The organism is Bacteroides sp. AM37-9 (assembly GCF_003603455.1).
GTDB lineage: Bacteria > Bacteroidota > Bacteroidia > Bacteroidales > Bacteroidaceae > Bacteroides > Bacteroides xylanisolvens.
Window position 1 is genome coordinate 1 of record NZ_QTNF01000023.1, and the last position, 17,168, is coordinate 17,168.

Sequence of the window (17,168 nt, forward strand, 5' to 3'; positions counted from 1 at the left end):
GATTTACCACAACGTTTCCAGAATACTCCATTATTTTATTCAAAACGGTACCGAAATGAATGAAACCTTGCTTTCTAACTGCTGATTACTCATTATTTCTTTATCCGTACGTTTACTGTTTGGGTAGCGTCACCGAGAAATATGGATTGGGCGTATGTTGTTCGAAGATGATAGCTTTCATCTTTTCTACAACGTCCGGATGTTGGAGTGCTATGTCAGTATCTTCGTGAATATCCGTTTTTAAGTTGTAGAGGAACGGTGTTCCTTTTTTTACCACCATCTTCCAATCGTCCATGCGTACGGCAATCTGGTCTGTTTCATCAAATTCCCAATACAGGAAATCATGTTTCTTTTGCTTTTTCTTACCCAGCAGTGTGGGAGCAAAAGAAATCCCATCGAAATAATCGACTTCTTTTTCTTTATTGCGATATTTCTTTTCGTAGTCCTTGATGCCGATCACTTCGCAGAATGTAGGCATTAAATCATAAAAAGCACAGATATGATCGTTCACTTTACCTGCTGGTATGTGCCCCGGCCAACGCGCGATAAACGGAATACGTATTCCTCCTTCATGACACTGGCGTTTTAATCCGCGCAGCTTTCCGTCTCTGCCGAAGAAAGTAGGGTCGGCTCCGCCTTCTTCGTGAGGGCCGTTGTCACTGGAGAAAATAACCAATGTGTTTTCGTCCAGCCCTTTCTCTTTCAGCTTTTTCAGGACTTCACCCACGTAATAATCCAGCCGGGTAATCATTCCTGCAAATTGAGCATGGGTGTGCGTAATAGCATTGTATCGTGAGCCTTCGCTTCCTTTAAACTCTTTGTCCGGGTTGAATTTGGCTTTGTATTCATTCAGGATGGAATCTTCCGGTTGAACGAGTTCCGCATGAGGCAAGGTGTAAGTCAATATGCCGAAAAACGGTTGTTGGTCGTCTTGTTGGTCCAGCCACTCCAATGCTTTCTGATGAATCATGTCGGCCGAGTATTGCGGACGTTTCTGGTAGTCGGGACCATACATCGGATATTTGATGTTTTCATCCATCACCACCCGCACCACTCCGGTGTCGCCCAACGCTTTACTATAACGGTTCAGGAAATTGGGGTAGTAAAGATGAGCCTGAAATTGGCAGATGTAACCGTAGTATTCATCTATTCCCCGTTTGTCGGGAGTAGAACGCGAGCCTTCATATCCTCCCGCCCATTTGCCGAACATACCCGTGGTATAGCCATTGTCTTTCATTATTTCCGGTAAGATTACATGGTCGGAATCATAAGGGTGTTGCCCCACTATCGAATATTCTTGGTTTTGCCCATACAACACGATCGGTACATTTTTCCAGTATTCTTTGTTGCCTCGCACCTCGCAGTGACCTGAATGTTGCCCTGTCATAAATGAAGCTCTGGAAGGTGCGCTGACGGGACTGCCGGCGTATGCCTGTGTAAAACGCATACCTTCATTCGCCATCGTGTCTATATGAGGGGTGCGGATAAATGGTTGACCGTAACAGCCTAAATCTCCATATCCCATGTCGTCACAAAGAATGAAAAGAATATTGGGTTGGGTGTTCTTTTTCTGTCCGTTGGCAGTTAAGGTAGATAGAAGCAGCGTGCCGCCTATCAACGAGATTGATTTATAATTCATCATATTATGCAATTAAATAAGGTTAAGCTGGTTAGAATGAAATGCCTCTCTAAGGCTTTGTGGCTGTCTTTATGAGGCATTTCATCATTCTATATCCTGAATCTATTTTCCGATTAAATCTTTTCCTTCACGTACGCTTTGAAGGATATTTTGCAGTTCGGCCACTTTCTCCGGCATATTCTTTGCGTAGTTGGTCACCTCTTTCACTTCTTTCATTTTATAAAGCTGCGGTTCTTTAGAGTTTCCGGTTTCTATCTTCGGTCCCCACTGGATCATTTTCGGTCCGTCATTCGGTTCGATGTACTTCCAGTCTTTGGTGCGGACGGACAGCGTGTGGTTGGAAGCCTGCTCTATTACCCACGGGCGGTCTGTCTTTTCTTTACCTAGCCAACTTCCCAGATAGTTGTAGCTATCCGGTGCAGTGCTTTTAGGCATTGTAGCTCCGGTGAGGGAAGCCAGAGAAGCCAACCAGTCTACTTGCGAAACCAACAGGTCTGAAGTCATGCCTTTTTCTGCTCCCGCAGGCCAGCTGACAATGGCGGGAATACGCGTGCCTCCTTCGAAAGCACTATATTTGTTGCCCCGTAACGGTCCCGCAGGGCTATGACCGTTGAGCAGTTCTTCTGCTTTGTCGTCGTATCCGTCGTCTACCACCGGGCCGTTGTCACTTGAAAGAATGATGAGCGTATTTTCTCTTAAACCCAATTTCTCTAATGTATTCAGAATTTCACCGACACAATAATCGAACTGTACGATAGCGTCGCCTCTTAATCCCATCGGGTTTTTACCTCTGAAACGGTCGTGAGGAAAGCGGGGAACATGTACGTCGTTAGTGGCAAAGTAGAGGAAGAAAGGTTTGTTTTTGTTCTCCTCAATAAACTGAATGGCATGTGTCGTTAATGAATCAGCAATGTTTTCGTCTTTCCAGAGTGCTTTTCCTCCGCCTTTCATGAAACCGATGCGGGAAATTCCGTTGACGATAGACATGTCGTGACCGTGACTTGGCTTGAGGTTGTAAAGTAATTCAGGATTACTTTTTCCGGTAGGTTCGCCCTCGAAGTTCTTTTGATAACTTACTTCGATAGGAGCACTCGGATCGTAGTTGGCAACTTTTCCGTTTTCGATATAGACACAAGGCACGCGGTCGGCTGTAGCTGCCATGATAAAATGATAGTCGAATCCTAAATCACCTAATGCGCAAGGCAACGGAGCATTCCAGTCTTGAGTAGCGGTTTTATCTCCGAGTCCTAAATGCCATTTGCCTACTGCGGCAGTAGCATAACCGACACTTTTGAACATATCTGCCATGGTATATTGCTCGGGGCGGATAATCATCCCGGCATTTCCTGCCGCTACATCCGTTCCTTCTTTGCGCCAGGCATATTCTCCTGTCAGCATGGAATAGCGGGAAGGGGTACTGGTGGCGGCTGTTGCATGAGCGTTGGTGAAAAGAATTCCGGATTTTGCCAGCCGGTTGACATTAGGGGTTTGCACGTTTTTAGCTCCGTAACATTCCAAATCGCCATAACCGAGATCATCAGCGTAGATAAATACGACGTTGGGTGTTTTTGACTTTGTCGGTGTAGTGTTTTCCGGTGCTTTGTTAGTGGCTGTTGCAGTGCAGGCAACAGTGGACATAAGGGTTAGAATGAAAGGTTGTTTCATTGTTTTTGGGGGTTAAGTGTGTTATTATTAGTAGAAAAAGATGTGTCTGTTCTTTGCCGGACACATCTTTTTCATCGTCTGTTTAACTTAATTCAATGATTTCTTCATTGCAGTTCGTCAGCTTTTCTATTCCTTCGTTGGTTACTACCCAAGAGTTTTCAATGCCTACGGGGCCTACACCCGGAATAACGATTTTCGGTTCGAGGGCAAAGACCATGCCCGGTTCTAATTGTTGTTTCATGCGGGGAGCTAATACTGGAGCTTCATTAATTTCGAGTCCGATACCGTGGCCGATAAACTTGGCTTGTTGCCCTGTTCCCATAAATTTGTCGGCAAATCCGGCTTCTTTGGCCATTTCGGCAGCTATGTCGTAAAGCACTTCACAAGCAATGCCCGGTTTGGCGATGGAAGCTATCTTTGTTTGGATATCCAAACAAACCTGATGGGCGGTGTAAGCCTCTTCGGGCAGCTTGCCTATTGAGAATACGCGGCTCATATCGTTCATGTAGCCGTTGAAGTTACCTCCCAAGTCCACCATAACGCTCTGACCTTCCTTTAGCGGAGTTTTATTTGCTCCTCCCGGCAAAGCAGGATCAAGTCCCTGTCCACCTAAAGCAAAATCATAGGGCGAGGGGTATCCGGCATTGTCTCCGGTCAGTACGCTACCCATGAATATTTCCATGCTGCGTCCGAATACCCGGAAAATTCCGAGGCAACCTTGCAGACGCATCAGGCGTTCTATTTCAATGGAAAACTCGATGTCTGTCATACCGGGGCGATATACGCTTGGAATCTGCTCGTATGCCTTGGCGTGGGCAATGCCCGAACGGCGGAACATCTCAATTTCTACAGGTGTTTTTACGCTGCGTGCCTGACGAATCAACGGGGTGCCATTTACAACTTCTGCTTCCGGAAACAGGCTGGCCAGACGGCAATATTCCGTATAAGGGAGCTCGTCACCTTCTAACATCAGTTTGGTTGGCATCGGCAATCCTTGTTCTTTCAACAGGTCAACGATTTGTTCCGGTTTGCGAATCGAGAACGAATGTTCTCCTGTGATATTATTAGGGCGTTTGAAAAATAATAGTGCAGGCGAATGAAGGGGGAGGTAAAGATAGCCACTGACTACACAGCCATACGTGTAAATTAAATTTGCATTACAAGTGATAAGTGCGGCGTCAATGCCCTGTGACACCATCAGACTGCGAATCTTGTCACGGCGAAATTTCAATTCGGGTTGTAGCATTTTTTATTTATTACATGATTATTAATTACAAAACTATCAATGGTAAATTATTAGTTGTGAGTTATTTATCTGATATAACAAATTCACAAACCATTATTTAACCTATCATGCCACAAAGATAATTAATTCCAGCGAAAATAATGTTAATCTCAAAAAAATAGCGCTACCCGCGTCCTGTCACAGGAGGCGAGCAGCGCAAACCACAAATACAAATACAACTAAACAAAGTCTTCTAAATAACGCCTTGTCCCATCATTGCGTGAGCTACTTTCATAAATCCGGCAATGTTGGCACCCTTCACATAATTAATGTATCCGTCGGGTTCCGTGCCGTACTTCACGCATTGTGCATGGATGCCGTGCATGATTGCATGGAGCTTTTCGTCCACTTCGGCAGCACTCCAGCTTAGGTGCATTGCGTTTTGAGACATTTCCAAACCGGAAGTGGCAACACCGCCTGCGTTGACCGCTTTACCCGGAGCATACATTATCTTATGTTCAATAAAGAGGTCGATTGCTTCGGGAGTACATCCCATGTTGGAAATTTCTCCGACGCAAAGTACGTCATTTTTTATGAGATTTTGAGCATCTTCTCCATTTAATTCATTTTGGGTAGCACAAGGAAGTGCGATGTCTGCTTTCACTTCCCACGGGCGCTTGCCTTCTACAAAGGTAGCATTCGGATACTGTTCTGCATAAGGTGCAACAATGTCATTACCCGAAGAACGAAGTTCGAGCATATAGTCTATCTTTTCGCCGCTGATACCATCCGGATCGTAGATATATCCGTCCGGGCCGGAAATTGTAATCACTTTGGCACCCAGTTCGGTAGCTTTGGTAGCTGCTCCCCATGCAACGTTGCCGAAACCGGAAATAGCGACTGTCTTACCTTTTATATCAATACCTTTCGCTTGTAGCATCTGATTTACAAAATACAGACCACCGAAACCGGTAGCTTCCGGGCGAATCAACGAGCCTCCGAATTCTAATCCCTTGCCGGTGAATGTGCCTGTAAATTCACGAGTCAGTTTCTTATACATACCGAACATATAACCTACTTCACGTCCGCCTACGCCGATATCACCGGCTGGTACATCCATATCCGGTCCGAGGTGACGCCATAACTCCAACATAAAGGCTTGGCAGAAACGCATGATTTCAGCATCACTCTTACCGCGCGGAGAGAAATCGGAACCACCTTTTCCACCACCCATAGGCAGCGTGGTCAGTGCATTTTTGAATGTCTGTTCGAAACCGAGGAATTTCAGAATGGAAAGATTGACGGAAGCATGGAAACGGATACCACCTTTATAAGGACCGATCGCATTATTGAATTGTACACGATAACCGAGGTTGGTCTGCACCTCGCCTTTGTCATCCACCCACGTCACACGGAAAGTGAAGATACGGTCGGGTTCTACCAATCTTTCTATGATTTTAGCTTTTTCAAATTCAGGATGTTGATTGTATATATCTTCGATAGAAAGAAGAACTTCCTTCACTGCTTGAAGATATTCAGATTCACCGGGATGCTTAGCCTCCAAAGAGGACATGATTTTCTGGATGTTCATGATACTATATTTTAAAAGGTTAATTCTGATAAAATGTCAACTAACTCACTGCAAATATAGGAAAATTTTTCAAAGTTGCTTGTTTTAATGCGGATATTTTGATTAAATAATGATAAAATGTCAATTTCTTCTGCTGAAAAACACAAAGCCCCGCAGCCTGTAATGTAAAATACAGGTTACGGGGCTTCTATGTGTTTATAAATAGGAAGTGTCGCTTTAGAATTTTGGTTTCATTCCTAAATTATACATGATGAATCCGTAAATATCAGCTTGTTCTTCCAGTACTTTAGCCATTGGTTTGCCTGCGCCATGCCCGGCTTTGCTGTCAATACGGATCAGTGTCGGATTGGTACCGTCGTTGTCGGCTTGCAGGGTAGCGGCAAACTTGAATGAGTGGGCAGGGACTACACGGTCGTCATGGTCGGCGGTAGTGACCAGTGTTGCCGGATATTTCGTGCCCGGTTTCAGGTTGTGCAGTGGAGAGTAGCCTTTGAGGTATTCAAACATCTCTTTGCTGTCTTCGCTTGTGCCGTAATCGCTTGCCCAGTTCCAGCCGATAGTGAATTTATGGTAGCGGAGCATATCCATTACACCTACTTGCGGGATCGCTACACGGAACAGGTCAGGACGCTGTGTCATGCAGGCACCTACCAACAGACCACCGTTGGAACCTCCTACAATGGCGATTTTATCTTTATTCGTATATTTCTGGTCGATCAGATATTCGGCAGCAGAGATGAAATCGTCGAATACGTTCTGTTTCTGCATTTTAGTTCCGGCTACGTGCCAATCTTCACCGTATTCACTACCACCGCGCAGGTTTACTTGTGCGTAGATACCCCCATTTTCGAGGAATGGAATGCGCATGGCGCTGAAGCCCGGGTTGAGGCTGATGCCGAAGCCACCGTATCCGTAGAGGAATACAGGGTTTTTGCCGTCTTTCTTCAAATCTTTCTTATAAGTAAGGAACATCGGAATTTTTACGCCGTCTTTGCTGGCGAAGAATACTTGTTCGGTCACAAAATCGTCCGAGTTGAATTGTACTTTCGGGGCACGATATAGTTCGTAGGTATTCTGATCCATGTCGTATTTGTAGGTAGCACCCGGTATGGTGAATGAAGTGAATCCGAAGAAACATTCTTTGTCGTCTTTGTTGCCGCTAAAGCCTACGGAACCGAGTGACGGCAGTTGGATTTCCTGAATTTGTTTACCGTCGAGACCGTAAACGTATGCGTGGTTCGAGGCATCTTTGTCATAAGTAAGGAACAGTTTGCCACCGATCACTTCCGCATTTGAAAGAACAGCTTCCGATTCGGGTACGAGTTCTTTCCAGTCCTCCAGCTTCGGACGGTTGATGTCAGCTACCATGATCCGGTTTTTCGGTGCACCGTAGTTGGTATAAATATAAATCTGGTCGCCGATAACTTCGATTGGGTAATATTGGTAGTCGAGGTCTGTAGTCAGCTGGATGAAGGGTGAATTCGGCTTTTTCAAATCCCGTATAAACAGGTTGTTACCTCTTCCGGCGCCGGATTCCGTCAGGAAGAGAATCCATTCGTCTTCACTGGTGCTCGATGTATAGAAACGTTTCGGATAAGCAGGATTCTGATAAATCAGTTTATCTTTTGACTGTGGCTCACCGATTTTGTGATAATAGATTTTGTGATTCTCGTTCACGTTGGAGAACTCTTTTCCTTTGGACGGTGCATCATAGGCACTGTAGTAGAAACCGTCTCCCTGCCAGGCAGCACCGGTGAACTTGGCCCATTCGATGTGGTCTTCCAGCAGTTTTCCGCTTTCGGTATCCATTACATAAATTTCAGACCAGTCCGAACCGCTGCGTGAAATACTGTAAGCGGTGTACTTGCCGTCGTTTGAGAAATAAAGACCGGTCAGTGCTACTGTTCCGTCGTCCGATAGTTTGTTCGGATCGAGGAAAACACGCGGTTCGCCGTCCAATGAGTCCTGCACATAGAATACACTCTGGTTCTGCAGACCGTCATTTTTACTGAAATAATACTTTCCATGTTTCTTGATCGGGGCACTGATCTTCTCGTAATCGGCCAGTGTCGTCAATCGTTTCAGAAGGTTTTCGCGGAACGGGATCTGGCTAAGATACTCATTCGTTACTTTGTTTTGTGCTTCTACCCAGGCAGTAGTGGCTGCACTGGTGTCATTTTCCAACCATCTGTAAGGGTCGGGAACTTGTGTGCCGAAGTACACATCTACAGTGTCTACCTTTGCCGTCTCGGGGTAGACCAGCTTTTTTTGTTGGGGAGCGCATGACATCACCATGATTCCACTCATTAATAAAGTTACTTTTTTCATGTGAATAAAAAGTCTTTTTGAATAAACTTAAAGTTACAAATCTACAAAATAATAAGAGATAAACAAGTAAACTTTATAAAGAAGATGATGGAAAATGAGATTTAAAGAATTAACTTTGCAAAAGTAATCATCAAGTATAAAGGACTATGGGTAATTTTATTACGAGTATCAAGGTTAATCATATTTTTCATTTGGAGAACTTTTGTATACCAATCTCTGAAAATGAAAAAAAACATCTGATTATTACGGGAAAGAACGGAAGTGGTAAGACTATTCTGTTGAATGCAATAGTGGAGCATTTAAGTCAGGTTTGTAATGATAAGATGTTGAGTTTCTTAGATTTAAAGAAAAATTTAGAGTCTAATCAAGCATGGTTGCAGCAAGCTGAGACCACTGGTGATTCGAAAAGTATTGCTTCCGGCCAGAATAATGTTGAATATTATAAAAATAGAATTGAAGAATTTTATGGAAAAGTAGAACTTTCATTCCATGATATATACTCCATCTCTAAGGATTTTTTTAGTCAGAACTTTATTATAGCCTACTATGCTGATGAACGTAAGTCTCTTTTTGTAGAACCTAAGAATCCTGTTAAGCCGGATTTGAAGATGAAGACTGATCTGAAACATAATAAAGTAGATCAGTTCTTGAATTTTATGGTTGACTGTAAAGTGCAAGAGGCTTTAGCTCGTAATGAAGGAAAAACAGAGGATGCTGATTATATTCGTCAATGGTTTGTCGGCTTCCGAAATATTCTTCGTCAGATATTTGATGATACAACCTTAGAACTTGATTTCAATTATAAAGATTACTCTTTCCTCATTCAAACACGCGGAAAGTCGTTTAAATTCACCGAACTATCAGCAGGATATTCGGCTGCATTAGACATTGTAGCTGATTTAATTTTAAAAATGCAATCACAGAATAATGTGGTCCGTGCATACGAGAAAGAAGGAATTGTGTTGATTGATGAAATAGAAACGCATCTTCATTTGGAACTACAAAGAGTGATTTTGCCGATATTGACTACTATTTTTCCTAACATACAGTTTGTTGTCACTACTCATTCCCCTTTTATTCTTAATTCTTTAGAGAATGCTGTTGCTTTTGATTTGGAGCATCGTGAACCAATTGAAGACTTAACGGATTATTCTTATGAAGCATTAGCAGAAGGTTACTTTGGTGTTCGTACAGACTCCAGTGAGATTCAAATGCGTTTACAACGGATGGAAGAATTGATTCGTTCTGATCGGCTTTCTATTTCGGATAAAAGTGAGTTGGAAATGTATCTACAGGATTTTGATAAGATTCCGGAAGCAGTTGCTCCTGCTATTAAAGCTAAATATTATGATCTGAAAAGAGAGTGGCAAAATAAGAATTAATTAAGATGATTAGAATTTGTAAAAATGCAGATAAGCCACAAACTTTAGATAAGAGTTATAATACGGACGAGGTCTGCAAACAATTACTGATGGATCAGAATGATAAATGTTATCTATGCGAACGGCGTTTGACAACTGATTATCAAGTAGAGCATTTTAAATCGCAAGCCAATAATGGAGACTTGAAGCAAACATGGGAAAACTTATTTGTAGCTTGTGGATACTGTAACAATAAAAAGTCGAATAAGTATGATGATATCTTAGATCCGACTCAATATGATATCGAAACTATAATAGAACATTCAAATGATTTTGTTAATCAGAAAGCAATATTTGATAGTGATAATAGAACTTCTGAAGTACTTTCAACGATAAAGTTATTGAATTTATTATTTAATGGAAAACTATCTTATAGGAATTGTCGTGAGCAACGATTTTATGATGAATTTATTCAAAAAATGAATTTCTTTTCTTATGTTGTTGATGAATATATGTCAGGTAAGAAAGAATATTATTATCCGGTTATAAAAGAACAGTTGGATATTCGTAGTGAATATTTGGGATTTAAATATGCAATTATTCATAGTAACGATTTGCTGAAACATGATTTTGGAGATATGACGATTTGGAATAAGAAAGGAGAATGACTTTATGCTTAGTAAATATAAATTAAACCAGCTTTACTTCAAAGATACACAGTTCGCCAACCTGATGACAAGGCGAATTTTTAACGTGTTGTTAATCGCCAACCCTTATGACGCTTTTATGCTGGAAGATGACGGGCGCATTGATGAGAAGATTTTCAATGAATACACCTCTTTATCTTTGCGTTATCCGCCTCGTTTCTCGCAGGTATCCACAGAGGAGGAAGCATTGGCGCAGTTGGAAAATATGTCGTTCGACCTGGTGATTTGTATGCCGAGCACGGGGGATAATGACAGTTTTGATATCGGTCGTCATATAAAAGAGAAATATGAGCATATTCCTATCGTGATCCTGACTCCTTTCAGCCATGGTATTACCAAACGGATTATCAATGAAGATTTGAGTGCGTTTGAATATGTGTTCTGTTGGTTGGGCAATACCGACCTGCTGGTGTCTATTATCAAATTGATAGAAGACAAGATGAATCTGGAACACGATGTGCAGGAAGTCGGTGTGCAGTTGATTCTTTTGGTGGAGGATGGTATTCGTTTCTATTCTTCTATTTTGCCGAATCTGTATAAGTTCGTGTTGAAGCAGAGTCAGGAGTTCTCTACTGAAGCCTTGAATGCGCACCAGCGTACACTTCGTATGCGCGGGCGGCCTAAGATTGTACTGGCACGTACGTATCAGGAGGCAATGGAAATTTATCATAAGTATCAAAATAATATATTAGGAGTAATCACCGACGTCCGTTTCCCGAAAGTGGAGCGGGGGGAGAAAGACGGTCTGGCAGGTATCAAGCTGTGTGCCGAGATACGCAAGAACGATCCGTTTGTTCCGTTGATTATCCAGTCGTCCGAATCGGAAAATTCGTCTTATGCCGCTAAGTACGGCGCTAGCTTTATTGATAAGAACTCAAAAAAGATGGATGTCGATTTGCGTCGTATCGTTTCCGATGATTTTGGTTTTGGTGATTTTATATTCCGTAACCCGGCTACCGGGGAAGAGATTGCCCGTGTCCGGAATCTGAAAGAACTGCAAAACATTCTTTTTGCCGTACCTGCGGAGTCTTTCTTATATCATATCAGCCGGAATCATGTGTCGCGTTGGTTCTATTCTCGTGCCATGTTCCCGGTAGCCGAGTTTTTAAAACCGATTACCTGGAATAGTCTTCAAGATGTGGATGCTCACCGGAAAATCATCTTTGAGGCGATTGTGAAGTATCGTAAGATGAAGAACCAGGGAGTCGTGGCTGTGTTTAAGCGAGACCGTTTCGACCGTTATTCTAACTTTGCCCGTATCGGGGATGGTTCTTTGGGCGGAAAAGGGCGTGGACTGGCGTTTATTGATAATATGGTGAAGCGTCATCCGGAGTTTGAAGAGTTTGAGAACGCACGTATTGCTATTCCTAAAACGGTGGTGCTTTGTACGGATGTGTTTGATGAATTTATGGACACTAATAATCTGTATCAGATTGCGCTGTCAGATGCGGATGATGCTACGATTCTGAAATACTTTCTGAAGGCAAAGTTGCCTGACCGCTTGGTGGAGGACTTCTTTACTTTCTTCGATGTAGTGAAATCTCCGATTGCCATCCGTTCCTCATCTTTGCTTGAAGATTCTCATTATCAGCCGTTTGCAGGAATCTATAACACATACATGATTCCTTATCTGGATGATCGGTATGAAATGTTGCGCATGCTTTCGGATGCCATCAAAGGGGTGTATGCATCAGTCTATTTCCGTGACAGCAAAGCGTATATGCAGGCTACTTCGAATGTGATCGATCAGGAAAAGATGGCTGTTATCTTGCAGGAGGTAGTTGGCAATCAATATGGCGACCGTTATTATCCGTCTATGTCGGGTGTGGCTCGTTCACTGAATTATTATCCTTTAGGAGATGAAAAAGCCGAAGAAGGAACGGTTAATCTGGCTTTGGGATTAGGGAAATATATTGTAGACGGTGGTATGACCCTTCGTTTTTCTCCCTATCATCCCAATCAGGTGTTGCAAACCAGTGAAATGGAAATCGCTCTGAAAGAGACCCAGACCCGTTTCTATGCTTTGGATTTAAAAAATGCCGGACATGATTTTTCTATTGACGATGGTTTCAATTTACTGAAACTCCATGTCAAAGAGGCGGAAAACGATGGTGCCCTGCGTTATATTGCCTCTACGTATGATCCGTACGATCAGATTATCCGAGATGGTCTGTATCCTGGGGGGCGCAAGGTGATTACTTTTGCCAATATCCTGCAACATGATGTTTTCCCGTTGGCTCGTATTCTGCAGTTGGTCTTGAAATATGGTGAACAGGAGATGCGCCGTCCGGTTGAAATTGAATTTGCAGCAACGTTAAGTCGCGAACATGATAAATCCGGAACCTTCTATCTGTTACAGATACGTCCTATCGTAGACAGTAAAGAAATGCTGGACGAAGATTTGAACGAGATACCGGATGAAGATGTGATTCTCCGCTCATATAATTCGTTGGGACACGGTATCATGAATGATATTTATGATGTGGTCTATGTAAAAACCGATAATTATAGTGCCTCTAACAATCAGGCAATTGCTTGGGAGATAGAAAAGATCAACCAACAGTTCTTGAATGAAGGAAAGAATTATGTGCTTGTCGGTCCGGGACGTTGGGGAAGCAGTGATACATGGCTCGGTATTCCTGTGAAGTGGCCTCATATCTCGGCTGCCCGTGTGATTGTGGAAGCCGGACTGACCAACTATCGGGTAGATCCCAGTCAAGGAACACATTTCTTTCAGAATCTGACTTCGTTCGGGGTTGGATATTTCACTATCAATGCCTTTATGAATGATGGTGTGTATAATCAGGACTTCCTCAATGCGCAACCTGCGGTGGAAGAAACGAAATATCTTCGTCATGTCCGCTTTGAGAAACCGATGGTGGTCAAGATGGATGGAAAGAAGAAGCAGGGTGTGGTTTTGATGCCGGAGGCTTAAGGTGGAATAGGGGCCAGTTGTAAATCGTGAGAGAGATTTGGGGTGTAGCAACTGCATTTCCCTTGATAACAATTTTATAATATATGGTGTTAGAATGAAAGTGATATCCTTACATGTTCCTACCTATTAAGAAAAACTAACTATTGCTTACGAATAGACTCTATTGATATATTTATATGTGAAATTTGAATGGTAACTTTCCGCTGATTATTAAAAACAGAATATAATCAGCGGAAAGTTTTGTTTTTCATGGTTGATGTTAGATGTATTTCCTTAAAAATAGAACAGAAACATGAAATATAGACCTTGTGGATATCTGAAAATAATAGTTATTTTGCAACCGTTTAAATATTATTATCTGTGTGATGGGAATATCACACAGATGTGTTTATTAATTAAAAGCAGAATAGAAATGAGAAAGAATTTATTTTATTACTTATTTACCGTATTGTGTACAGCAACTTTGTTTATTTCTTGTAGTGATGATGAGGACACTCCCAATCCTGTAAATCCTTTGGTAGGTGTGTATAGCTTGAGTGATTATGAAACAGCAGATTTTGTGGTGGCAGAAGGAGATGACCCTATTAAAAATTTTCCGAAGGCAGGTCCTTTGTATGCAAAATGGGATGCAAAGAAAGAAGATCCGTTTACAGTAGCAGCAAGTGGAATGTTTCGTATGATGGGGGCGACTATGCTTCCTCAGGTGTTGAATACGATTGAGATGAGTGAGGACGGAAATATTATTGCTTCCTATGTGGATAAACCGACTTTGCAGGGTACAGATAAATTGATGAATTGGGCTATGGCGGGACTAATGGGTGGAATGTTTCCAGAAAAATCTGAGATTACTTCATTGGCTGCCACTTCGGGATTTGTGAATTCACCTGCCGGACTTGCTACATGGTCTGAAAGTAATGGTAAAGTAGTAGTAAAACTAAATATTACTAATATTTTGGGTGCTGCTCTTGGAGGTCAGGATGCAAGCAGTTTGGAAACCATCATCAATCAGGTACTGACAGGAGAACCTGCTGTGTTGAAAGAATTATTGAAAAGTTTGTTTCAGATTGATTTGGCGAATGTAACTGATGCTTCTATTCGTCAGTTGCAGGGATGGGCATTAAATGGTATTCCGATGAATAAGAAAGAAGAAAGTGGAAAAACTTATTTGTATTTGGATAAATCGGCTTTTGATACTTTTATGATACTCCGTGACACAGGAGAAAAAGATGATTATGGAGCCCCAATTATGAAAAATGATTTGCTTTATGTATGGGAGGCGTTGGTTAGTGCTAATTTGATTCCAGCAGAGGCTGCTCAAGCGGTTATACTGATACAAATAATTTCAGGTTACTGGAGTGAGACAAAGACCTTTGATATTGGTTTGGATTTGGTGAAACAATAATAGTAGGATTTATGTGATAATTAAAAAGGTTGGAAACGCCATTAGTCTTCCAACCTTTTTCGTTTTTAGGTATATTATGGAATGTATTGACAACTATTGATAAAAATAAGATTTGTGTAGGTAAATTAAAATTAGTTACTTTGTAAAATGAATGTTTGGTGAGGAAAATTGTTTATTATTAATCCTTTAGTAAGATAGAAATAAATGAAAAAAGAATTATTTTGCTATTTGACTTTTCTTTTATGCGTGGCAATATGTTTTGTATCTTGTAGCGATAAAGACGAAACTATAGTGTGTCCAATAAAGAATTTCACATTTACAGATGTAAGTGGTTTGGCTTTGACTTATAGTGGGAAGCCTATGTTAGGGAAGAAGGTAGAATTTATTCCGGATGCAGCAGATGCAACCAAAGCCCGATTGATATTGTCAGGAGCCTTGGTGGATTTATCTGATATTTTAGGTTCAGTGGCTATGAATAGCAGAGCCGGTATAACAGATCTGTTGAAGTTTGCGAGTCCGGGAGTTATCCCGGGAGAAAAGACAACTGAACTTCATGTTACTCTGAATATAGATGGTGACATGGTGACTTTTTCCGGAGAAGAGGAGCAGAACGGAGGTATTATTCGGTATAACGGTTCAGCGACAAAGAGCTTTTTGAAATTGGACTTGAACGTGGCATTGCCTGAAAATGGCTTTGCTGATACTTCATGGAATCTGGTGCCACAGAAGAGTGTCGAACCTGTATATTATGTTTGGAAGACTTCAGCAAATCCGATATGGGGGAGTATTTTGGTTAGAGCTATTTTTACCGCTAAAGTGGTTGATAATAAATCAATCCCCCAATTGTTATCAGCTATATTGAAGGAAGTACGTTTCCTGCCCGATGGAAATATACAGGCAGTTTATAAAAATGGTATTGCTGATGCGGAATGGAATGATTCAGATTTGAATTTGGCTATGTATAGAATGGGAGAACAGGAGAATCAGATTAAACTCTTTTTAAATCTGTCGCAAATAATGGATACGGCTATGTCAGTTACAACTTTAAGTCGAGCATCGGGAATATCTTCTGTAGACATTAAAGAGTTACTGAAATTGATTCCGATGTTGAGTGAAGGAATTCCTCTTTATTATGAGCAAGATGGAAATGGAGGTATGAAAGTCTATGTTGGAGAAGACGTGTTATTGCCTCTATTGAAAGCTGTAAAACCGTTGTTTGAGGATGAAGAGTTTGTAAACGGACTATTGGAAATGCTAGAGGCTCAAGCTGGTGATATGGCATCTTTAGTTAAAGCTTTGAAGCCAGTATTAAAAAGTCTTCCGAAGGTAATAGATGGTACAACAGAAGTTAAGTTTGGAATAATGTTTACCGCTCTGCAACCATCAGCAGAAACAAATATCTTGAAATAAAGATATAATAATAATTTCTTTTGTACAAAAATAGCATCATAAAAAGGGCAGTCCTCAAAAATGGACTGCCCTTTCTCATGGTGCTATAAAACAGGATGATATTTTTCGTTAGAATGCATACGCAAATCCTATATTCAGATAAATAGGATACATAGCGAAGCTTATCGTTGTGAAGTCTTTTTTGAAAATGTCATTCAATCCCCACGTGAGATCGGCATACACTTTTAGATGCTTGAAAGCCAACCAATCCGCTCCTGCCTGAACTCCCCATTGAAAGTGGCGAAGCTCTTCCGAGAAATCATACTTTGCGCTTTTATCGCCCTCAATTGATACTTTGTCACCAGTGGGATTTTCTTCACGCAGATATCCGTCGTACACATTTCCTGAAAATTCTCTTTCCAATATGTATGATGCATATACACCAGCTTTCATGTGCCAACGGTCGTTTATTTTGTAAGCGGCTAATACTGGCAATGTGAGATATGAATTATTTACATTCGTACTAACTTTTCCTGTCCAATTCCCTTTTAAACGTCCGCCATCGCTAGCAATGATTTCCATATTATAATTCTTTACTGTAGCATCTGTCTTCATCTTGCGGCTTTCCAAGCGAATTCCGGTAACGATACCCCACTTCTTCGTTGGCTCTATCCATTTAGTCATATTTCCTTCCAAACTGATGGCTAATGAAGGATTATAAGAGTTGATAGATCGTATTTCTGCTGGCAAAGGAATAGGAGAAGTTCCGCCGATACTGAATCCGGCTCTAACTTCATACTCCCAACCGTGAAGTGCTGCATTAATTAAGGTTTTGGTCCGGTTGGTCTGTGCAGAGACAGAATACACGCTAATAATTGTAAATATAAAAGCTATATATAGGTTTCTTTGTGTCATATTTTTCTGTT

At 41.7% G+C, this 17,168-nt stretch carries 11 protein-coding genes; 5 read left to right on the forward strand and 6 right to left on the reverse strand.

Going from position 1 to position 17,168, the window contains the following annotated elements:
* Positions 1–112 precede the first annotated feature (112 nt).
* The 5 genes from DW862_RS15940 to DW862_RS15960 form a co-directional block, all read right to left on the reverse strand.
* Positions 113–1,639, reverse strand: coding sequence for an arylsulfatase (locus DW862_RS15940; protein WP_120069370.1), 1,527 nt, complete (start codon positions 1,637–1,639; stop codon positions 113–115).
* A 102-nt stretch (positions 1,640–1,741) separates the two neighbouring features.
* Entirely contained in the window at positions 1,742–3,304 is a 1,563-nt protein-coding gene (locus DW862_RS15945) for an arylsulfatase (protein WP_120069284.1), read from the reverse strand.
* An 82-nt stretch (positions 3,305–3,386) separates the two neighbouring features.
* The gene (locus DW862_RS15950) at positions 3,387–4,550 is read right to left on the reverse strand and encodes a Xaa-Pro peptidase family protein (RefSeq protein WP_120069287.1); all 1,164 of its coding nucleotides are present in this window, start codon (positions 4,548–4,550) and stop codon (positions 3,387–3,389) included.
* Positions 4,551–4,782: 232 nt separating this feature from the next.
* The gene (gene gdhA / locus DW862_RS15955) at positions 4,783–6,120 is read right to left on the reverse strand and encodes an NADP-specific glutamate dehydrogenase (protein WP_008024724.1); all 1,338 of its coding nucleotides are present in this window, start codon (positions 6,118–6,120) and stop codon (positions 4,783–4,785) included.
* A 216-nt stretch (positions 6,121–6,336) separates the two neighbouring features.
* Positions 6,337–8,448, reverse strand: a complete 2,112-nt coding sequence (locus DW862_RS15960; RefSeq protein WP_120069291.1) for a prolyl oligopeptidase family protein — start codon at positions 8,446–8,448, stop codon at positions 6,337–6,339.
* 146 nt (positions 8,449–8,594) lie between these two features.
* Here DW862_RS15960 and DW862_RS15965 point away from each other — a divergent pair, with 146 nt between their 5' ends.
* From DW862_RS15965 to DW862_RS15985, 5 genes are all read left to right on the forward strand, one after another.
* On the forward strand, positions 8,595–9,830 hold the full coding sequence (locus DW862_RS15965; RefSeq protein WP_074910696.1) for an AAA family ATPase: 1,236 nt from the start codon (positions 8,595–8,597) through the stop codon (positions 9,828–9,830).
* A gap of 5 nt (positions 9,831–9,835) precedes the next feature.
* A complete protein-coding gene (locus DW862_RS15970; protein ID WP_008024719.1) occupies positions 9,836–10,477 on the forward strand; it encodes an HNH endonuclease in 642 nt (213 codons plus the stop codon).
* A 4-nt stretch (positions 10,478–10,481) separates the two neighbouring features.
* Positions 10,482–13,451, forward strand: a complete 2,970-nt coding sequence (locus tag DW862_RS15975) for a PEP/pyruvate-binding domain-containing protein (protein WP_015531471.1) — start codon at positions 10,482–10,484, stop codon at positions 13,449–13,451.
* Positions 13,452–13,863: 412 nt separating this feature from the next.
* On the forward strand, positions 13,864–14,853 hold the full coding sequence (locus DW862_RS15980; RefSeq protein ID WP_229096982.1) for a DUF4925 domain-containing protein: 990 nt from the start codon (positions 13,864–13,866) through the stop codon (positions 14,851–14,853).
* A 204-nt stretch (positions 14,854–15,057) separates the two neighbouring features.
* Positions 15,058–16,263, forward strand: coding sequence for a DUF4925 domain-containing protein (locus tag DW862_RS15985; protein ID WP_004317271.1), 1,206 nt, complete (start codon positions 15,058–15,060; stop codon positions 16,261–16,263).
* 108 nt (positions 16,264–16,371) lie between these two features.
* Here DW862_RS15985 and DW862_RS15990 read toward each other — a convergent pair whose 3' ends face one another.
* A complete protein-coding gene (locus DW862_RS15990) occupies positions 16,372–17,157 on the reverse strand; it encodes a porin family protein (RefSeq protein ID WP_004317272.1) in 786 nt (261 codons plus the stop codon).
* Between the last annotated feature and the right edge of the window lie 11 nt (positions 17,158–17,168).